The organism is Thalassotalea mangrovi, from assembly GCF_005116735.1.
Lineage (GTDB): Bacteria > Pseudomonadota > Gammaproteobacteria > Enterobacterales > Alteromonadaceae > Thalassotalea_A > Thalassotalea_A mangrovi.
The window spans coordinates 40,286-61,689 of the sequence record NZ_SWDB01000037.1 but is presented as its reverse complement, the minus strand read 5'-3'; the positions used below and the strand labels follow the sequence as shown (position 1 = coordinate 61,689).

Genomic DNA, 21,404 nt, shown 5'->3' with positions numbered 1-21,404 from the left:
TGGGGAAATTCGATGTTTGATGTTTTAATGGCCGCACTTACTAGTGAGTATTGAATGCAGGCTTACAAGTGAGCGTAAGCCAATTAGATTGTCGACACCGGTTATGACAATCTGGCGCCTGTGGTGAAGTTCAGCTTTTGCCTGCGTTCTTTTTATGTATCGGTTTGAGAGCTTCGAGCCACCAATATATTTCGCACGGTAGTGGAGTAAAAGCGCTTGCCGTAGCGCGTTTTAAAACCAAGTCGATTGAGTTCACGAGATATCCCCAGATAGCTTGTGATGCCTTGCTGTTGGATATTTTCAATCACGGGAATAATCGCGTTATTAAAATCTTCATTGTTTTGCTGCCACACAATGCGTGCCTTTTTCATACAGGTATTGCGAACTTGGTCAAGGTTCGGGTTGCCCAATTTTACGCCGCGCTTTTTGGCGGCTGCCAACGCTAACTTGGTGCGTTCACTGATAGCTCGCCGCTCTTCCTCTGCGACGGCAGCTAAGACTTGCAGCACAAGAGTGCCACTGTTGGGTTGGTCACAGCAGACAAACTGAATATTACTTTTCATCACCGTCGATAAAAAGTGCAGGTCGCGACTTAAACGATCTAGCTTGGATACCACCAACGTTGAATTGGTTAACTGACAATGCTGCAGCGCTTTCAGCAGTTGCGGTCGATCATCCTTCTTCCCTGACTCCACTTCGGTATATTGGTGAAGCAATACCCCACTCTGCCGATGAATGTAATCCTCGACAACCGAACGTTGAGCCTCCAACCCTAGTCCTGAAAGTCCTTGTCGCTGGGTAGACACCCGATAGTAAGCAATAAAGTGCATGTTGATCCCTCTGGTCGTTCATTTATGACCAGATTGAGGGCAAATAAGATCTTGTCAAATATGAACTTTAAGAAGGGTTAGTTCATTTGTGAGGCATAGAACATCGGGTTTAAGGATGTGTTTTCTCCTCGATTTCAGCTTGAATGAATTCTGGTCGTGGCAAGACCATGCCAGAAAAAAAGGAAGGCAGAAATCTGCCTTCCTTTATTTAAGGGTGTGTGTGTTTTGGCATCCCTGCCAGTAATGTAAACCTTTAGGAGTTATATTTAGTCTCTCAGACCTCCGTATAAAGAATCGACAAGTTCATCCGTCCGCTGTGAAACAGGCATCGAGTCTTTCAGCGCGAGAAACCTTTGTAATGGGTCCTTGCCCTCTCGAATACGAATTTTGGTGCGAAGGCACATCAAAAAGTGCTCTCGCTCATATTCACCGGATAGATATTCGATAATGTTATCAACCTCTCGATTGATGGTGCTAATCGACCTTATTGCAGCTCCAAACAGGCTTTCGAAATTACCACCACTGTTTTCAGACATATTCCTTATTGAATTGTCGATAAAGGCTTCCGCTAATTCAGCGAGTTTATCGTCTTGAGTCTGAAAGTTGCGGCCTAATACAGACAGCTCAGGTGCACTCAAAAGAGTACCTTGTACGCTAAGTCGTAATTGCTGTATTGACATTTAGCTTCTCCATTATGTTGAAAGAATATTAGTGCCCTTTGTTTATCGGGACAGTCATATCATCCGCCATCTAGAGAGTCTGTCAAAAAACACAGATGCTAGTTTTTAATGAGGAATTGAACGTTAGAAGGCTAATGTTTACTTAGCTTTTGAGTTGTTTGGTTGATCAATTCAAGAGTCGATGAATCGCTGGCAAATACAGTATTTAATCCCTGAGGTTCTTGCGCGGGGTCGCCAACATAATCATCACCAGGTTGCCATTTGCCCTTATTTTCAATATTGGCCTTCCCAAATCCGCCATAAGCCCAGAAATTTAAACCAGCTAAAGCACCAGATGAATCAGCTTCCTTAACTAACCGGTCAAAAATTTTTAGAAAATAGGCGTCCCGCTGGGCGACGGAGGACATTGATGCCAGGCTTTCTTTTTCTCTGGGAAACCCAAACTCAGACATGACAATCGGTTTGTTCAAGCGTTTCGCCACGGCAAGGTGTTTATCCATGTAGGTAAAGGTTTTTTCTAGTGCCGCTTCAATATCTGGATTTTCTGAAAAAGCGTCGTACCACGACCAGTTTTTTGGCCATACGTGCATCGTCAAATAATCGATATTATTGTTTTGGTGATTCTGTTCGAATAATTTAAGACTCATAGTGCTACCAGCTTCGCCTTCAGACCCCGTGGAAATTAGCTGATAGGGAGCAAGCGTTTCAATGAGTTCCACACTGTCGTTTACCCACTTGTTAAAAGCTTCTTGATTCTCTACGTTAAAAACCCGGGGTTCGTTTGCCAACTGCCAGGACATTATCGTTGGGTCGAGATTGTATGGAATGCCAGTTACTTGATTAGTTCGGGATATAACGGTTTTGACATGTTGATGGTATGCGTCGACGCACGCCTTACAACTATAAAACTGTTGGGAGTAAGCCATGTAATCCGGCCAGTCATGCTCCTCAGAAAACGGATCTGGTACATCGCCATAACCAAACCAGTTTAAATATTGGGACATACCGCCAGACCAAATCCAGTTATTATTGAGATACAAAACGGCATACATATCGCGCTTTGCCATCTCAGCTAACAGGAAATCCAGACCATTAAACAACGATTCGTTATATTCACCAGGTCTTGTCTGCAAGGCAGGTTGAATCACAGACGATGAATCGCTTTTTTCAGCGCCTACTAACACCCGAAGGTTGTTTATCCCGATACTTTGTAGATGATCCAATTCCTGAATTAACCGCTCACGTCCTTGAGCATTGGCTCCTAAAAGTGGGCCATACCAATAGTTAGTGCCCAAGAAGTAATAAGGTTTGCCACCAATTAAAAACTGTGTGCCATCAACCTGAACAAACTGATTTTGTGCCAGCATTTTAGCTTTTCCATCCACTACCTCGATGGCGATAATATTAGAAGCGCTTGAAACGCCAGATTCATTCTGAGCAATTACCCGGTATTCATATTTGCCGCCTTCTTTCAGCTCTTCGGTATCGGTAAACAAGCGATCAACTTTTGGATCAAACCGGTTCTTACCATCTGAAAGGTTTTTGGCAATGACATGCCACTTAGTACTACCTGATTCAATTAACTGTCGACGTTCGATACGATAGCTTCGTCCTAATGGCGCTCCCATAAAAGCAACACTGAAATTTTCATCAACAAATCGCAATTTAGGTGCCCGAGGAGAGGGCAATGCAGGTGCTTCATCCAACCCGGCCATTTGTGCTTGTGCTTTGCGCACTAAATTGACAACAGCAATCTCATTATTATCATCGCCTTCATTGAAACCCGGAAGATGGTAGCTGTAATGGCCGCTATCCCCTTCTTTGTGCCAATAAAAACCACCGTTATGACGATGACCTCTGAAGCCCCAGATAAAGGCACCTGCTGTTCTGGCACCATTAACTTCCGTGTGAACCGCAGCCTGCATGACGGCATTTAAGTTATCAACCGTTTCTAAACCAAACTCTCCAAGAAAATAAACCTTCTTACCACTTATGGTTTGCAAATCCTGCTCAACAGTTTCTGGCTTGTTGTTGTCATTGACGGTGTAAAAGTGATTTGAAATGATATCAACGTTAGGATCCTCCAATGAGGACGGCAATATCGACAAATACGTCCCATCTATCACGAGCTGCTTTGGCGCCAGCGATTTAATTAATTCAGCCGTTGCCGATACAAACGCTTCAGTGCTGGCTTTTAGCTCATTACCAGTCTCCCACGCCATGATGGTCTTGTCCTGATAATAATGCAGACCATTGATGGTATTTTTCCTGGTAATAACCGATTTGATGATATGTTGATATGCTTGGTAGGTTTTAGAATCGGTGCGATAAAAATCATCTGCCGACTCACCATAAAATGCCGCCAATTGTTCGCGACCTCCCCACCATTGCCAGTGATCGATAAATGGCAAAATCAAGCGTAACTTATGTTCACCAGCCAGTGCGATCATTTGGTCGTACACTTGCATTGCTCGCTCATTTAATCGCGGCATACCATCAGGATTTGCGGGCTTTAAAATATGAGTTTCTCGACCACAGACTTTATCGTCGGGGTGTTCTACTGATAAAACATAAATCCGCATCGCTTTATGGCCGCTGTCTGCCAAAGCCATGATCCAGTTTTCCTGTTCATCTTTGGTCGGCCACTTGAAATATTGCCCCCAACCACGGCGATCGGCCTTACATACGCCTCGGCTATCATCTTCAATGCGATGCAATTCCGGTGCATGAATACCGGCAAACCTAAATTCCTTTTCACCATTAAAAAGCTTATGTCCGCGGCGTTCAATAAAGTTATCAAAACCTTCGGCATGAGCCCCTGAAGCAAACAGCGCAACAGAAAACAAACTGCTGAATATCCATTTATGTCGTTTTGCATTTAACTTCACAGGAACCCCACTAACTTGCCTGAACTTTTGACAACAAACGGCCAACTTCTATCATGGCTCGTCCATTATGATATGGGCCTTTCCAAAAACCAGCTTTATAAGTCGGATTCTTATCCTCTGGCGCCTGATCCTTGGTTGCAGTCCAGAACCACTCACCGTGAGCCTTGTCTATATGGTAATCATTTATAAACTGCCAGATGGCTTGGCTTGCGTGCAGATAAGCAGCATCACCGGTTAGTTTAAAAGCATTGAGAAACCCTACCATCGCTTCTGCCTGAACCCACCAGTAACTGGTTTCATCTCGATAATTCGCACTATGTCGGTATTCATCACACACCTGCCCCAAAAGGCCTATCCCCTTATCCAGGCTGGAGCGAGCTAACCCCAGTACGACTAGACGATATCGGTTCATTAGCTCGTTAGAATTAAGTATCTCCAGCGCTTCCCACAATAACCAACTCGCTTCAATATCATGTCCAAACGAAATCGCGTCAGACATACAATTCCAATGTTTATCGAAGAAGAGATTCAAATGGAAATGGTGTACTGATACGGGATCGGCGTAACAAATACGGTCAACAAACACATCAATAATATCAACCAATGCTTCCCTTGTTCGCTCGCTTGGAGCAACCTTATGCAGATGGGCAAAAGCTTCAAGAACATGTAGATGAGTATTCATGCTTTTAGGAGCATTCAGGTCTTTCTCACTCAAACGAAAATCATCAATAGGTTGCCACCGCTGATCTAATGCTTCGATGTAACCACGATACTCAAAATCGCGAGCATGAGATTGCAGCAAGTCAAAATAAGAAAAGGCTTTATCGATTGCTAACTGCTCTTGGGTTAACTCAAAATAAGCCGAAAATGCGTAGATACAAAAGCATTGAGCGTAAGTTTGTTTCTTACCATTTATAACCTGATGCTCAGCACTGATTTCCCAAAAGGCTCCGCCATCAACAGGATCATCAAAATGTTCGATGATGAACTTAAACACATGCTCAGCGGTCTCTCGATATTGAAGATATAAAGAATGCTTGTCACTCTGGTTCTGATAGTGAAGCGCGGTAGTTGCAAAAAACCATAGTATCCGACTGTAGTAAACCACACCGACATTAGCATTGGTATTAGCTCTGCCTTCTGCATCTACCTCACCACAAAACCTATTTGCGTCATCCATAGCAGACAACCACCATGAACCAATCTGGTTGAGCTCTTCTGCGATATGTTCAGTCGTGAGAGTCGCAGACACCTTAATACCCCAATTGCTTATTAGCATCGATTAGTTGGTTGAGTGCCTGCACTGATTTCGCGGAACGTAAACCATCTTCTGGCGTATTTAGACAATAATCGATTAGTTGTTGAACACTGGTCGTGGCTACATGTAATCGCGTATCCGATGAGGCGTAATAAATAAAAACCTCATCATTGTTGTTACGAACCCAACCATTAGCAAAGGTGACATTAGACACATCACCTACGCGCTCTTCACCCTGCGGCGCAATAAAGTGTCCGCCAGGTTTGTGAATCACTTCCCAGGGTTTTTCTAAGTCCGTCATAAAGACGTATAAAACGTATCGCAAACCGGCAGCTGTGTTACGCACGCCGTGCGCAAGGTGAACCCAACCTGCAGGAGTTTTAATCGGTGCAGGTCCCTGGCCATTTTTGACTTCAGATATGGTGTGGTAAAACTTTTCGTCAATAATAGACTCATTAGTGATTTCGGCCTGCTCCATGGACTCTGTCAATCCCCAACCTATGCCACCACCGCCGCCAACGGTGATAAACCCATCTTGTGGACGCGTGTAAAGCGCATATTTCCCTTCAACAAATTCTGGGTGCAATACCACATTTCGTTGTTGACCGGAATGAGTGATTAAATCCGGTAAGCGCTCCCAGTTAATCAAATCAGTAGTTCTGGCAATCCCACATTGTGCTTCAGCGGCACTAGTATCATCAGGATAGTTTTGATCTTTGCGTTCAGTACAAAATAGTCCGTATATGTAGCCGTCTTGATGAGCAGTCAAACGCATGTCATAAACATTAGTGTCTGGATTTGTCGTTTCTGGCATGGTGATTGGACGTTCCCAGAATTTAAAGTTATCAACGCCATTATCAGATTGAGCAACAGCAAAATATGACTTGCGATCATTACCCTCAACACGGACGACAATGGTGTACTTACCATTGAACATGATAGCTCCAGCGTTTAGCGTTGCATTTACGCCGATGCGCTCCATTAAAAACGGATTAGTTTTTGGATTTAAGTCGTAACGCCAATTTAAAGGCGCATGTTCACGCGTAATAACTGGGTTACGCCAGCGCTGGTAAATACCATTTCCAATTGGTTGCGGTTTGTTTATTTTTTCCAGCAGGTTTTGATGCGCTTCTTGCAAAGCGAGTAAGCGCGATTCAAAGGCATTTTTCTTCTCTAGCATGACTAAACTCAATTCTTAATTTCTAACATTCACTTGATTACTCATGACTTTTATCTATCTTCGACGGTTTTTGCCGCTAAAGAATTAAAATATGCATGATTTAGCTCTTCACTTTTACCGCCTTCACCAACCCGGTTGCCTGAATCAATCATCACAGGATAATCTTGTAATCGATCCCACCAGAATAACTTCAGGTATATAGATGTGATACCAATAACACTCAACGCGATCACAAATTCATCCCAATACTGGATTACCATAAAAATTGGTGCAGCAGTCAACGCCGTATGCCAGATAACGCCCACAGCACAATTACTTATATCTCGCTTAAAGTCGGTGTTCGGCTTCACAGCCGGATGAGTTTTCTGAATCTCTGTTAATACAGGTTTCCATAAACCCCAGGGTCGAGTTTTAAGATAAAAACGTATCAACACGTCCATGTCATCTGATCGGGTTAAAAGGCTGGTCACTACACACGCGACGAAGCAGACAGAGAACAGAATTGGGAAGCCAAACAGAGGCGATAAATCAGTAAACATCATCGGAAATGCGGCAACAATACCGGTGAGCATACCGATAAAATAGGCCATACCGGTAAATCGCCACCAATACCATTTCAACAGGTTAGCCGCTGTATAACCGCCATACAGTGCAGATACCAACCACATGATGATGTCATTAATGCTCGGAACAAAAAGCCCAATACATGTGCCGAACACAACGAATAAGGTTGAAACGATGTAGCTTAAGTAAACATATGTTTTTTCACTCGCGTTTGGATTGATATAGCGTTTGTAGATGTCATTAACTACATAGGCTGGCGCTGCATTTGTTGTTGCCGCAAAAGTTGACATAAAGGTCGCAAGCAAACCCGCGATCACAAGGCCCAGCAATCCCGCTGGAATGTAGTTTGCTAAGGCGAACGGGAGTATCTGCTCAAAGTCAGCATTTTCGCCCATCGCGTTTAATTCACCCGAGAAAAATACCAGAGCTAGAATCGTCAATCCGGTGATCATCATATAGCGGGGGAACAGCAAGACCAGGTTAACTAACCAGCTCATTTTTGCGGCTTCACTTGGGGTGCGAGCCGACAGCACTCTCTGCATATCAAAATTTGGTGCTGGCCCAGCCATGCTCTGCAAAATTCCTTTAAACAGAACCAACATGAAAAATACCGAGAACAGTGACCAACCATCATCAATTATTTTTTGGTTAGCGCTGTCCATTATTCCTCGCCAATCAAGATCGAGAGTCCATCCAAAACTCATCTCATCCCAACCCTCAGGAGTGACTTTCGCTAACATTTCCGGTGAGACTTGCTGCATAGCGATAATACCGATGGCAATACAGGCTACTGTCATAATGATAAATTGCAGCACTTCAGTAAATACAACACTAACCATACCGCCCTTAACCACATAAACCATGGTAAGTCCGGTCATGATCAGGCCGTAGTAAATTTCATTTTGTTGTGGATTAGAAGAAAGCTCCCACGGTAAAAAGACGGCGGCAAATTTACCGATACCGATAAACCCATAAGCGAGAAATCCAAGTACACTCAGCAGAGCAAAAGCAACAACAACCATGTGACTCAACCGAGCGCCAATGGTGTCGCCAAAGCGAAAAGTTATCCACTCAGCACCTGTCATTACTCCGGAGCGACGCAGCCATATCGATAAGAACACCATGAGAAATATTTGATTAAAGGCAGGCCAGAGCCAGGGAATATATACCGACTTTAAGCCATAGATAAACAGCAGGTACACCATCCACATGGTACCACTTATATCAAACATACCTGAGGCATTAGAAAGGCCCAGGTAAGGCCATTTGAGCTGATTACCTCCCAGGAAATAACCGTCAATATTCTTGCTTGCTAACTTCGAAACCCAGATACCCAGTGCAATAATTGCAACCAAGTAGCCAAGAATCACAGCAACATCTATGCTGGTCAAAATCATATGGAATTCTTCTTTGTTATTTTTCTAACCGGTTTCTTATCTTGGATAATATCGACTTTAACAACAACTTAAAATATGAACCGGTTCATTTTTACTTTAATTTAACCTCTAAATGCAAACAAGGCTAGTAATATTTAAAACAAATTGTAAAAATAAACGAACTAAAGCGATTTATATTCGTACCTAAGAGCCATTTCAAATTCCATTTTGGGGATCTAATTAATGACAACTATCAGAGACGTAGCCAGAGAAGCGGGACTGTCCACTGGTACCATATCTAAAGCTCTCAGTGATCCTAAAAGCGTATCACCTAAAAGTTACGCCAAAGTTGAAGCGGCTATCAAAAAGCTCAATTACAAACCCAATATGTTGGCGCAGCAGTTTCGTGCCAAGCGCTCAAATACGATTGTGGTTTTGGTGCCAGATATTGCTAACCTATTTTTTGCAAAGGTTATTAGTGGTATTGAAAAGGTAGCCCACGAACAGGGTTATAACGTGTTACTTGGTGACACCAGAGATACTGCCAAACGAGAAGAAAGCTTTATCCGTATGGTAGAGACCAAGCTCGCTGATGGCATCATTAACCTTCGCCCATACAAGGAAGGTGATTCCCCCCTGCCCCGGGACGGTATCGTCAGTGTAAGCGCGAGTTCTTGTGAAAACACCCCCTACCCCTCGGTACGTATTGATAATGTGGACGCTTCCTATCGTGTAATGCAGCACCTTCTCTCCCTTGGACACAAGCGCATCGGCGTCATAACAGGCCTGGAAGACAACCCGCATACCATTGATCGGTTGAAAGGTTACAAAAAAGCACTGGCTGAAGCCGATATTGAATTTAACGAGGAACTTCTTGTCGAGGGCGACTTCTGTTATTGGTCAGGTTTAAATGCCTCTGAGTATTTCACTCGCATGGATAACCCACCAACTGCAATTTTTTCAATGAATGATGAGATGGCCATAGGAGCCATAAAAGGTCTTTTAGAGAAGGGCTATAAAATCCCTGAGGATATATCAATCACTGGATTTGATGATATCGACGTTTGCAAATATTTCTCACCAGCCATAACTACCGTTGCTCAACCTGCGGAAAAAATAGGTATCAAGTCCGCTGAACTGCTATTTGATTTATTATCCGATAAAAAAATTAAGCAACTTGAACACATTTTACCTTACGAGTTTATTATTCGTAACAGCACTGCCGCTGTAAAACCTTAATTGACAAAACTCCCTAAAAACATTTTCCACATAAAAATTGAACCGGTTCATTTTTTGTGTATGATTAAAAAGGAATAAGTACAATAATGAGTTAAGTAATCCAATATGAGCGAACAACTCGACCAACAAATTAAGCGCTATGCCTCTTGGCTCAAAGAAAAGTCCGTACCACTTTGGGCTACCAAAGGTATGGATAAACGAGGTGGCAGTATTGAACGATTTACTTCGGATGGCGATATAGACTTGACCACAAACAAACGAGTTCGTGTCCAGGCCCGGCAAATGTTCGTATTTTCCGCCGCGCACCAACAGGGGTGGATAAATAACGGGTTACCCTTAATTGCCGAGCTTGAGCATTATGTCAATACCCATGCCTATGTTGAAGGTCAATCACTATACGCCCACCTTCTTAATTGTGACAATAAAATCATCGATCCCAGATTTGATTTGTACGATATTGCGTTTTTTCTGCTCGCGTATGCTTGGCGCTACCGGGTCTTCAATGATCTGAATGCTTTGGCAAAAGCCGATCAACTACTTAATCAAATAGATACCCACCTAAAAGGTAGTCCTGGCGGTTGGATGGAAGGTAATTATGTCAGTGAATATCGACGACAGAACCCTCATATGCACTTGTTTGAGGCATTTATTACTCTTTATGACGTCACCCGTAATGGTAAGTGGCTAGCTAAAGCTGGAGAAATTTACTGCTTATTTGAAACACAATTTTTTGATCATCAATCTGGCACCCTCAGGGAGTATTTCAATAATGACTGGTCACTGTTACATGATGAAATGGGGGATATTGTCGAGCCCGGCCATATGCTGGAGTGGGTTTGGTTATTAAGACAATACCAACGTCTTACCCAAGCACCGGTAAATAATTATTGCGATCGATTATACAATAAAGCGATAGAAATCGGGCTAGATCCCAAAGACGGACTATTATTCGATGCCGTAGATAAGAACGGTCATATTCTTAAATCAACAAAACGATGCTGGCCCGTAACTGAATGGATTAAAGCCAGTCTAGCACAAGCACATTACCATCAATCAGATCATAAGCAAGACATCCACAGGTATCTTCTAGATGCCAGTCGGGCAATTGATGCCCTGATGACGCATTTTTGCGATCCAAATGGCTCTGGATATTACATCGACCAGCGAGGTGCCGATGGCCAAGTACTTAGCGATGTCGCGCCAGCAAGCACCCTATACCACTTAGTATTAGCGGGACTAGAATCTGAGAAGTTCGCACGAGATCATTTATGATTTTCCGGTTAACTCTAATCCTGACTTTGTGCATACACAGAATAACCGGTTAGTTCGAAATACTCTACAATCTGAACTCATTTATGGACTCATATGAATATTTCTTTGACCTGTTTTAAAACATACGATATACGCGGCACCTACCCTGATGAAATCAATGAAGATCTCGCCTACCTGATAGGTAGGGCCTATGCCAGCATATTGAATCCCAGAAAAGTTGTACTGGGACATGATATTCGACTAAGTGGTCCATCGTTGCTTGAAGCGCTAGCAAGAGGATTGATGGATAGTGGTGTCGATATAATTAGCATTGGAGAGTGTGGCACCGAAGAAATTTATTTTGCGGTATCCCATTGGCACCTTGATGGTGGGATATGCATTACCGCCAGTCATAATCCCGCTTCCTACAATGGCATGAAATTGGTTAAGGAGAATTCCAAGCCGGTTGGGCAAGGAACAGGTCTTGAAGAAATTAGAGAAGCGATTAAACATAACCAATTTACAGTGGTTGACTCAAATCGGAAGGGATCATTTTCTACTGCGAGTATCACAAAGGAATACAGACAAAAACTATTAAGCTTCACTGACCTAAACAGGCTTCGCCCCTTAACATTAGTCGTAAACCCAGGCAATGGCGGCGCAGGCAGGATCATCGATAGCCTTGAAGAAAAACTGCCTTATACGTTTATCAAGCTTCATTACCAAAGTGATGGCCGTTTCCCAAATGGCGTACCCAACCCTATGTTACCGGAAAATCGTCAGGCGACCGCCGATGCGGTGATCGATAATCAGGCTGATATGGGGATTGCCTGGGATGGTGATTTTGATCGATGCTTTTTCTTCGATGAAAAAGGCAATTTTGTCGAAGGCTACTATTTGGTTGGACTACTTGCGGAACACTTTATCCAACAGAGTAAAGACACAGGGCAATCCATAGTTCACGATCCTCGGCTCTATTGGAATACCCTTGCTATCATTGACGGGTCTGAAGCCAGAGCTATAAAAAGCAAAACCGGCCATGCATTTATTAAAGAAACGATGCGCCTTGAAAATGCGGTTTATGGCGGCGAAATGAGTGCCCACCACTATTTCCGCGATTTCTACTATTGTGACAACGGTAATATTCCCTGGCTGGTACTCGCTGAAATTCTAGCGCAATCCGACAAGCCATTATCTCATTTGCTTGCAGATAGGATTTGTAAGTTTCCATGCTCTGGCGAGATAAATTTGCAAGTAGATGACCCCAAAAGCGCTTTAGCCATGCTAAAGAAACACTACATCGGTAAAGCCGTTGCCTGTGATTACACGGACGGCTTAAGCATGGAGTTTGCCAATTGGCGATTCAATGTGCGAAGCTCTAACACAGAGCCCTTGATACGCGTCAATGTAGAGTCTCGACAAGACAAACAACTGCTTCAACGACAAACGCAAGCAATCCTTAGCCTTTTGAATAATCGATAATTACTCACAATCATGTTTACCTTTTGCCCCAACTGCGGCCAACCAGCAGAGCCGCAGCGCAGTCCGAGACTGTTTCAGTGTCAGACCTGCAACTTTACGTTTTATCATAATGTTGCATCGGCAGTTGCTGCCGTTATTATCCATAATGGCAAAATATTGCTGACCCAAAGACAAAGACAACCGGGAAAAGGGTTATGGGATCTTCCCGGAGGTTTCGTTGACCCGGGAGAGTCGTTAACTCAGGCGCTTTCCAGAGAAATTAATGAAGAGTTGGGTATCGATATCAATAGCTGGCTTTATTTAGATAGCTTGCCTAATCGCTACCCCTTCGGGCAGGTGACATATTCTACCTGTGATAGCATTTTTACTGCCGAGCTTGCTGAGGCACCTGATATGCTGATTCAACAGGAGGAAATACGCGCTTATCGCTGGATAGATAAGGCTAGCTACAACAGTGACGAAATTGCCTTTGCTTCCATTCGCGAAGCGCTCAATAAATATTTCGACTAACCACTTCTCTTTTTACATCAACCCACATTGATGGTCGGTTTATCTTTAAGCTACCTCAAATGTTAGTGAACCTGATCTATTGCAAGATACAAGGAATTATCTCAAGACATAAAAAAGCAGATAAAGGCGCTGGGGAGAACTGGCCTTTATCTGCTTTTTGGTTCAGGAAGCTTACATTTTCACTTGAACACCCAAACTTACACGACGTTCATTGTAAAAACGTTTGTCGACCAGGTCTTCCCACTGCAGATATTGCTCTTGGTGCTCTTCCGTTAAGTTAGTACCCTGCAACGATACCGTTAAGTAGTCGGTAAAGTCATAACTTACCGAAGCATCCAAATAATGAGTGGGTGCCTGATAACGAGCAAATTTATATGGGTCTTTGTTGACTATCCACATAAACTTCTCACTGCGATAATTATGGGCAATACGCGCCTGGAAGCCGTACTTTTCATACCAAATCGCCAGGTTTGACTGATGCTCAGAGTTGTCACTCATAGGCGTGTCGTCACCGTAGTAATCTTTAAAGCCACTCTCACTCGGTGAGTAGGTGTAATTTGCAGTTACCCCGAAGCCGCTCAGGAAACCGTCAAGGAAATCAAAACCTTGTTGATAACCAATTTCAAGACCTTTAATACTGCCTCCGGAACCGTTGGCAATTGTGGTGACAGGCGTCAATCCAGTAAAATCACCGGTATTTAAATCATAACCACGAACCTGTCCGTCGGAGTCTGGAACCGGCAACATTTCTGTCGTATTGATAATGAACGATTCAATATCAAGATAAAATGCGGCGAGTGAAAATAGTCCAGAATCTGAGAAGTACCATTCATAAGACAAGTCAAAGTTACTGGAGCGCCAAGGGTCTAAATATGGGTTACCACTTTGATTTGCGCCAGTTGCACAAAATACGCTTGCGCCACTCGGTCCCTGAACATTACAGGCAAGTGTGCGGTTAACAGTGATACCGCCGGCAAGATTATCAGTGTTATGGCTAGTCATAGTCTTCGCATAGGCAAATCGCAATACTTGTTCATCGCTCAAGCTTAACCGAAAGTTAACGGCTGGCAGCAAATCATCATAATCACGTTCTGTATTTAGTTGCGGTCCCAAAGGAGCTGGAGCCCCTAGCGCACCATCAACAATATAGTCCTGACCATTAAAGGTAGATATGCGACCGGAACCAGTTTCTGTCTGGTTAATATCGTACTCTGTTTTGATATAGCGTAATCCTGCATTGGCATTGTAATCCATACCAAAGACGTCACCAGCGAAATTCGCCTGAAAGTAGAGAGTGGACGTCACTTCCTCTAAGTCATAAGTTCCTGAGCTTTGCGGAGCTTGTACGATAGTGCCATACACCTCCTGATGATATGCTAATGGATTTTTCATCGCTCTCGGGTCCACAAAATATAGTGAGCCCAAGCCACTCGAACCGTGAAAATCACTAATCTGAGTAATACGGCCATCCATCAGCGGGTCAGTAAACGCGATCGGGTCAATATACGATTCCAGCGTGTCAGGAGCCTGACTTGCTGAGTCTTTCCAGTGAGCAAGAAATGCATCGCCATAAGCGTTCGTTCTCGCAACTACGCCGCGCCATGCTGATTTTTCAATATTACGTACACCATAACGAATACCAAAATCAAAAGAATTCACGTCCCAAAGTTCATAGTTATAACTACCATCAAGACGCAAAACATCGAGATCCGCATTACTATTATTGCCATCCAGGAAGCTCGAAGTAACACTGTAACGGTCAACATTGCTTCCAAATGCTTCAGTAGTAATTGAACCATCGGCCTCAACCACATCCATCATCGGCAAAGACCAAATTTGCCGATCTGATGTATATGCAATACCAATAGGAATTTGCGTATAACTACCTTCAACTTCCGAACCATCGGGTAGTGTAGCTAGAACTCCATCATATCCCCATGGGTTAACGTCACTGATTGGTTCCCCGCCAGCACCTTTGTATGTCGCACCAACCTGAGAACCACTGTTGACATATGCATCAACAAAGCTTGTTTGTGTGTCGTTGCGGGCTTCACCATGAACCCAACGAACGTTGAAACTTAAATCATCACCGTTATCGTAAGCTAATTCTAAATTCGTATTCAGGGCTTCTTTGTCAATAGCCCAGGTTTCCGAATGAACCATGGTTCTTCGTGCTTGTAATTCACCACTGTTAAAGGAGTAATAGTTCCCCTCTACCTCAACAAGCTGCCCATCCTGCATTACGATATTTTCGTGAGGTGTAGCACCTCCGGCATCTGGCGTAAACCACCCCGTGACCCCCTGCCATGCTTGAGACGCGATAAAACCTGCCTGGTATTGATGCTCTTCCATTTCAGTGTAAAAAACATCTGCAGTTAAGTTTAATGAATCATTAAAATCGTGTTGAAAAGATAGATTCACCCCGGTCCTTTCACGTTCAATGAAACGATTAGACGCCTGATGTCCCTGAAATGCGTAATAAACGTCATTTGTGTCACCATCCATATTCGCGTCAACATTTTCGGTAACGAAATTGCTTGCCTCGGACGCATTAAATCCCCAGTCTACGCCAGAAGACCCGACAAGATAATCTGCCAAGTGCACATTATCGTGTGACAAACTCAAACTAAAACCAGTTGTAGAGTTCAGGTTGTAGCCAGCAAATGCTGACAGTTTAGTGTCAGTATCATCCCCAAGCGAACCATCAACCACTTCCACTTTGCCTAACAACGTTGCCCCTTCATCCAAAGCTAGCGGACGATTGGTTTTCAAATTAATCGTACCGGATATACCACCAGTCAATGTTTTTGCTTGAGGCGACTTGATCACTTCTAATCCAGACACCAGGGTTGATGGGATGTCGGCAAAATCTGGTTGTACCGTTGTCACAGAACCCGCGGACAGCATCTGTTCACCGTTCAAGGTTGTCATTACCTGCGGTATACCACGGATATTGACCGAAGAGCCCTCACCACCAGAGCGAGAAATCTGAATACCCGTGATCCGCTGCAAAGAATCTGCAATCGTAACATCAGGTAACTTACCGATATCTGTGGCATTAATGGTATCTACAACGCTTTCAGCATAGCGTTTATCATTTATCGATTTAACTAAGGAGCCGCGGATACCAGAAATTTCGATAACTTCAATATCATCAGTATTAACCGCCTGCGCTTCTTCTTGAGCAGCCGTTTGCTGGCTCACCAATGCCATTGCCGAAACAATCGCTGAGGTCACCAGGCTTAATTTAAATTTATTGTTATAAGAGGACATGTTCATTCCTTATTATTCTTTTCTCTCAGCAGAACTTCTTGCGAGAAATTACTGCTGAATTGAAATATTTACCCTGGGATTATTCAAAGACCACGTTATCGATAAAGTACTGCGAAGGCGTATCAGAATTTACCGGCCCCATAAAGCGGACACCAAAGCCGCTCATCTCAGACATATCAGCAATATCCAGAGATAGGGTTACACCACCATCAACCATATCTACCGCACCACCATCGCGCCATGCGAAGTCCTTATCCTTAGCAAATAGTTGTACTTGCACACCGTCACCTGCATCCATTACATATGCCGTGACTTTCAACGTACTTACATCACCAAGTAACAAACCACCTTCGGGATAAACCTGAAGAATAATATCGTCATCGCCATCAACCAGCTGGGTGATACCTGACAACGAATTCATACCGTCATCAGACCACGCTTTAGAAAGTTGTATACCTCCAACTGGAGCCCAGTTAACTTGAAACTCCCAATTTCCTGTACCTTCAAAGTCAGCGATCAAAGCACCGTCTACACGAATCTCGTCAATAAAGAACCTTGCATTGTCAGAAGCCGCATCAACACCGTTAAAGCGAACACCAAGACCATCCAAGGTATCGACTTGGGATACATCAATGGTTAGCTCAGTGCCATCAGCACCAATAGCAACCGCCGCCGGCCAACTTTCAACACCATCAGGAGCTTTAAAGAAAATGTGTGCATCGACCATGTCACCAGCACCGATAGAATTAACCTTTAAGGTTAATGTCGATTTTCCGGTAACATCAAAGCCACCTTCAGGGTAATTCTGAAGTACCACATCATTTGCCGCGCCATGTGCTGCTAAATTCTTATACAGAGCCAATGAACGAGCGCCCGATGTTGCCCACTCCTCAGACGTCGTAATACCTGAAACGTTTGACCATGCGACCTGGGCATGCCAGCCATCGGTATCTGGTTCAAAGTCATAGGCTACCGTTTCATTGCCATCGCTGTCTGTCAGGGTGATTTTATCGATTAAATACTGTGCTTGGGTTGCGGTAATGTCGAGATTTTGAAAACGAACACCAAAGCCAGTTAGAGTATCAATACCGCTGACATCAATTGGAAACGCAACCCCATCCGAATTTAAATTTATCGGATCAGGCCAAGATTCACCGTCAGCATGTTTAACGAACACATGGACATTTGGCATACCTGCATCAATCGCATTTGCATAGATCGTCATAGTGACCGCGTTACTGACATCAAAACCTTCTGCGGGATACGTTTGAAGAACAATATTTTCTGGTGAATCGATAGCAGTCATATCTTTAATAACAGCAAGTGAAGTCGCACCACTAGCAGACCAATCGCTAGACGTCGTCAAACCGTCTGTCGGACTCCAGTTTACCTGAGCTTCCCAACCATCAAGTGCGACTGGTTCGAAGCTTGTATATAAACCGGCTTCGACTTTTGTACGGCCACCAGGTACATCGTCAAGATTTACAAGCCCCTCGTAGGCATAGTTCATGTCGATAGTTGCGGCATCCGCGCCCTGCGGACCAATTACCGAACTACTATCCCAATATTCGCTATTCCAGGTAATGAAAAATGCCCACCACGCATTCTGCTCATGCATTTTACTTACATCTGGAATCGTGCCGGTTTCGGTCAAAGCAACCAGCTTTTTACCATTGTGGCGCTCTTTTAACGTTGAGTATTGGCCGCTAAACGTTGCGTTGGGATCATTGGCTGGATCGGCGTAACCATCAAAACCAACAATATCGACATAGTCATCACCTGGGTACCAGTCCTGACTTAAACCGTGGGTGTGAGTAAAAACCCAAATTAAATTATTTAGACCATGGGTGTTGGTCATCCTGTCGTACATCAACATCCATAATTCTTTGAAAGCATCGCTCCCCTTTGCCCCCCACCAGAACCAACCACCTTCAGCTTCGTGTAAAGGACGCCACAAGACTGGTACATCAGCATCTGCCAGCTTTTTCAACTCCATAGCAACAGTGTCAATGTCGTTTAGAAGCTCAGCATATTCTGCGCTGTTGGGATCAGCAAGAGCCGCAGCAACATCAAAAGTAGTACCATCGGTATAAAAGCTACCCTCACCATCATTACCGCTCGGAGCACGCCAATGAAAGAGTGCAGATAAAATAATATTCTTCTCTTGATGATGGGCAAGCATAGCTTCGGTTAGACCTGAAGGATCTTCGCCTTGATACGATGCGGAATAATTCATGTAGTCAAATGCAACGATCGCCGGGGCATCATCACCCGTAGCTTCTGTAACGGCGTTAAAGTCATTTAACTCAAAAGTATTTCCGGTTTTACGGGGAAATTCAGTTTGACCGGACAATGTTGCCGTACCGTAGTTGCCAGCGATAAACTCCATTAAAGCCAGCGCCTGTTGACTTGCATTTACATTAACGAGCTGGGGCTCAACCTTTAGCGGTACCGCGGGTGCGGCGGCGGGTAATAACTGAATATTGTCAACACGGTAATAATTCCATCCTCCACCAACTTCGATGGTATTTGTACCGGTGTTCATGTTAAAAACACCGACTCGAATTTGTTCAAATTTACCGGTTTCAGATAAAGATAAGTCAGTAGTTACACCATTGGTAATAACCTGTCCGACTTTTCCGCCGTAGCCACTACCAATCGTGTAATTAAGATACACGGTATAATAACCACCAGTTTCCAAGTCGACATTAAATGATACCTTATCACCAGGCGTGATATCCGACGTATGGCCAGTACCTGAGTGACCAGAAACATATTGTTCATCACCTTCACCAACAATAGTGACAGCGCCACTTAACGTAGCAACAGAACTATCTTCAGCTTCAAGTGTTATTAATTTGGCGGGGTCAAATACGGTAATGGTTACGTCATCTACCAGAGGGTTTCCGTCTCCATCATTTATGACATTACCGTCTGAGCCAATGGCTGCTAATTGAAAAGTAAAAGATTCAAGAGCTTCTACGTTCGGAGCGATAAAGGTTAAGTCAGCCATCGTAGGATCGGCGATGTTAATTGGGCTTCCTTCTATCTGGCTCCACAATAACGTTTGATCGGTAACTGTTCCGGTCAAACGACCTGAGATGATAACCGTACTTCCAGGTGCATACTCCGCATCTTCCCCAGCTAAAACTCCCAACGGTCTTTCTTCCGGTTGATAGGTTACAGTATCTGTATTAAGTTCGCTTTCATCGACACACCCCACCAAACCGCCGGTCAACAAAGCAATGATAAACACCGCTTTTGCAGACTTAAGGCCTGTATTAACTTTCATTTGGTTTGCTCCAATTATTTTTGTTTTTCAGTATTTTAAAGCTAATCCTTTCTTAAAATCAAAAAATGAACCGGTTCATTTTTTAACTCTAAAAAAACCGGCAAACCAAAACAAGCTAGATTTGAACCGGTCGTAACTTTATCAACTTTGACTCTATATCAGGAAAATAATTTTTGCAAATGTTTAATTTTCAAACAGTGAATATGATTACAGAATAAAACCTAAAGAACACGATTTCGATGAACATGAATTTGATGTCTTTTATAGCGCTCAACAAAATTAGTTAACCATCATAATATGGCAGTAAGCTCTATAGGGCGCGTCTTCGGTGAATGGACGTAATTTGAAGAATTGGGAAGCGGACAACAAGTAAAGATGCAAAAAAACTTTTGCATCAGAGCACTTTGATATACACCGTACAATCCAACGTCGGTGCAAAAAAAGTCTATTGTTTAAATGGAATTCTTTTGTATAGGGGAGTATACAACTATGCTTTCATTTAATTTATTTTGATCTCACCTTGAAGTAGACATTCACGATTCAAGACCTGTCCCCACCATTGAAACCGATAAAAGCTTACTCAAAAATTTTAAAATGGAATCAACTCTTCGGCATCTCCCGGAATTTTTGGAAATCGACCTTTTCGCCAATCATCTTTAGCTTGTTCGATTCGCTCTTTGCTATAAGCAACAAAATTCCAGTGGATGTACGGTACTTTTTCAAATTTATCACCACCAAGCATGATAAATCGGCCTTCTTCGACCATAGATATTTCCTCATCGTTATCGTCTAACAGCACAAATTCTCCGGGGCCAAACGTTTCGCCATTAATGGCAATCTGACCACAAATAGGGAAAACCGCCGTTTCCTGATTCGTGTGAGGCCTTTCAATCATGCTATCTTTTGATGCTGCGACATCGAGGTAGAACATCGGCGAATAACTTTTAACGGGTGAGCTCAACCCGTAGGCCTCTCCCACTATCAATCGCATCATTACCCCTTCTTTGATGTAATGAGGTAAGTGCTCCTTTTTCACATGGACAAAAGCAGGCTCTAACTCCGTCATATGCTCGGGCAAGGCAATCCAGCACTGTAACCCGCTAATCGAGTGTTTGTTGGCTCTCACTTCGAACGTCTCTCGTTCAGAATGGACAATACCTTTTCCTGCCGTCATCCAGTTAACGTCCCCTGGGTGGATTTCAATATGATTACCCAATGAATCGCGATGTAAAATACTGCCATCAAATAAATAGGTTAGGGTCGACAGGCCAATATGTGGATGCGGCCTGACGTTTATCCCCTGCCCCGCAGGAAACTCTCCTGGCCCCATTTGATCAAAGAAAATGAACGGCCCCACCATTCGCTTTTCTTGATTAGGAAGTACTCGTTTAACAAACAAACCACCTATATCATGTTCAACCGAGCTTAAGATTTTTGCCATATTTATTCTCGCCAAAATTTTTATGTCGGCCACTGCCGGGAATGAATACCATTTCAGCAGCAGGGACCCCCCCAAAAAAAGCCATTAAAGTTTATACCTCGTATCGATAAGTGTAAGACTGTTATGGTTAATTGCTATGC

The 21,404-nt window shown here is 43.6% G+C and carries 13 protein-coding genes; 4 read left to right on the top strand and 9 right to left on the bottom strand.

Features of this window, described 5'->3' with window-relative positions:
• Nucleotides 1–152 precede the first annotated feature (152 nt).
• From E8M12_RS14760 to E8M12_RS14730, 6 genes are all read right to left on the bottom strand, one after another.
• Nucleotides 153–830, bottom strand: coding sequence for a recombinase family protein (locus E8M12_RS14760; RefSeq protein WP_136737032.1), 678 nt, complete (start codon nt 828–830; stop codon nt 153–155).
• 266 nt (nt 831–1,096) lie between these two features.
• Nucleotides 1,097–1,510 carry a hypothetical protein gene (locus E8M12_RS14755; RefSeq protein WP_136737031.1) on the bottom strand — a complete coding sequence of 138 codons (414 nt, stop codon included), beginning with the start codon at nt 1,508–1,510 and terminating at the stop codon, nt 1,097–1,099.
• A 131-nt stretch (nt 1,511–1,641) separates the two neighbouring features.
• On the bottom strand, nt 1,642–4,398 hold the full coding sequence (locus tag E8M12_RS16510) for a glycoside hydrolase 5 family protein (RefSeq protein ID WP_246034169.1): 2,757 nt from the start codon (nt 4,396–4,398) through the stop codon (nt 1,642–1,644).
• A 10-nt stretch (nt 4,399–4,408) separates the two neighbouring features.
• Nucleotides 4,409–5,650, bottom strand: coding sequence for an AGE family epimerase/isomerase (locus tag E8M12_RS14740; protein ID WP_169303155.1), 1,242 nt, complete (start codon nt 5,648–5,650; stop codon nt 4,409–4,411).
• Nucleotide 5,651: 1 nt separating this feature from the next.
• Nucleotides 5,652–6,836 carry a glycoside hydrolase family 130 protein gene (locus E8M12_RS14735; RefSeq protein WP_136737029.1) on the bottom strand — a complete coding sequence of 395 codons (1,185 nt, stop codon included), beginning with the start codon at nt 6,834–6,836 and terminating at the stop codon, nt 5,652–5,654.
• 50 nt (nt 6,837–6,886) lie between these two features.
• Nucleotides 6,887–8,797 (bottom strand): sodium:solute symporter family protein, encoded by a 1,911-nt coding sequence (locus E8M12_RS14730; protein ID WP_136737028.1) that lies wholly within the window; start codon nt 8,795–8,797, stop codon nt 6,887–6,889.
• 222 nt (nt 8,798–9,019) lie between these two features.
• On the opposite strand from E8M12_RS14730, the gene E8M12_RS14725 reads away from it, so the two are divergent.
• The 4 genes from E8M12_RS14725 to E8M12_RS14710 all read left to right on the top strand — a co-directional run bounded on the left by E8M12_RS14725 (nt 9,020) and on the right by E8M12_RS14710 (nt 13,258).
• Nucleotides 9,020–10,015, top strand: coding sequence for a LacI family DNA-binding transcriptional regulator (locus tag E8M12_RS14725; protein WP_136737027.1), 996 nt, complete (start codon nt 9,020–9,022; stop codon nt 10,013–10,015).
• Nucleotides 10,016–10,120: 105 nt separating this feature from the next.
• The gene (locus E8M12_RS14720; protein WP_136737026.1) at nt 10,121–11,287 is read left to right on the top strand and encodes an AGE family epimerase/isomerase; all 1,167 of its coding nucleotides are present in this window, start codon (nt 10,121–10,123) and stop codon (nt 11,285–11,287) included.
• A gap of 93 nt (nt 11,288–11,380) precedes the next feature.
• Nucleotides 11,381–12,748, top strand: a complete 1,368-nt coding sequence (locus E8M12_RS14715) for a phosphohexomutase domain-containing protein (protein ID WP_136737025.1) — start codon at nt 11,381–11,383, stop codon at nt 12,746–12,748.
• Between the two features lie 12 nt (nt 12,749–12,760).
• Nucleotides 12,761–13,258: an NUDIX hydrolase gene (locus E8M12_RS14710; protein ID WP_136737024.1), complete on the top strand. Its 498-nt coding sequence runs from the start codon at nt 12,761–12,763 to the stop codon at nt 13,256–13,258.
• A gap of 171 nt (nt 13,259–13,429) precedes the next feature.
• On the opposite strand, the gene E8M12_RS14705 is transcribed toward E8M12_RS14710, so the two are convergent.
• The 3 genes from E8M12_RS14705 to E8M12_RS14695 all read right to left on the bottom strand — a co-directional run bounded on the left by E8M12_RS14705 (nt 13,430) and on the right by E8M12_RS14695 (nt 21,264).
• The gene (locus tag E8M12_RS14705) at nt 13,430–16,531 is read right to left on the bottom strand and encodes a TonB-dependent receptor (protein ID WP_246034168.1); all 3,102 of its coding nucleotides are present in this window, start codon (nt 16,529–16,531) and stop codon (nt 13,430–13,432) included.
• 79 nt (nt 16,532–16,610) lie between these two features.
• Nucleotides 16,611–19,823 carry a glycosyl hydrolase gene (locus tag E8M12_RS14700; protein ID WP_136737022.1) on the bottom strand — a complete coding sequence of 1,071 codons (3,213 nt, stop codon included), beginning with the start codon at nt 19,821–19,823 and terminating at the stop codon, nt 16,611–16,613.
• A gap of 589 nt (nt 19,824–20,412) precedes the next feature.
• The gene (locus E8M12_RS14695) at nt 20,413–21,264 is read right to left on the bottom strand and encodes a pirin family protein (protein ID WP_136737021.1); all 852 of its coding nucleotides are present in this window, start codon (nt 21,262–21,264) and stop codon (nt 20,413–20,415) included.
• Between the last annotated feature and the right edge of the window lie 140 nt (nt 21,265–21,404).

Coding starts and splice junctions, on each gene's coding strand:
- E8M12_RS14725 (WP_136737027.1), top strand. CDS start 9,020: ATGACAACTATCAGAGACGTAGCCAGAGAAGCGGGACTGTCCACTGGT.
- E8M12_RS14755 (WP_136737031.1), bottom strand. CDS start 1,510: ATGTCAATACAGCAATTACGACTTAGCGTACAAGGTACTCTTTTGAGT.
- E8M12_RS14760 (WP_136737032.1), bottom strand. CDS start 830: ATGCACTTTATTGCTTACTATCGGGTGTCTACCCAGCGACAAGGACTT.
- E8M12_RS14705 (WP_246034168.1), bottom strand. CDS start 16,531: ATGTCCTCTTATAACAATAAATTTAAATTAAGCCTGGTGACCTCAGCG.
- E8M12_RS14735 (WP_136737029.1), bottom strand. CDS start 6,836: ATGCTAGAGAAGAAAAATGCCTTTGAATCGCGCTTACTCGCTTTGCAA.
- E8M12_RS14715 (WP_136737025.1), top strand. CDS start 11,381: ATGAATATTTCTTTGACCTGTTTTAAAACATACGATATACGCGGCACC.
- E8M12_RS14710 (WP_136737024.1), top strand. CDS start 12,761: ATGTTTACCTTTTGCCCCAACTGCGGCCAACCAGCAGAGCCGCAGCGC.
- E8M12_RS14730 (WP_136737028.1), bottom strand. CDS start 8,797: ATGATTTTGACCAGCATAGATGTTGCTGTGATTCTTGGCTACTTGGTT.
- E8M12_RS14720 (WP_136737026.1), top strand. CDS start 10,121: ATGAGCGAACAACTCGACCAACAAATTAAGCGCTATGCCTCTTGGCTC.
- E8M12_RS14700 (WP_136737022.1), bottom strand. CDS start 19,823: ATGAAAGTTAATACAGGCCTTAAGTCTGCAAAAGCGGTGTTTATCATT.
- E8M12_RS14695 (WP_136737021.1), bottom strand. CDS start 21,264: ATGGCAAAAATCTTAAGCTCGGTTGAACATGATATAGGTGGTTTGTTT.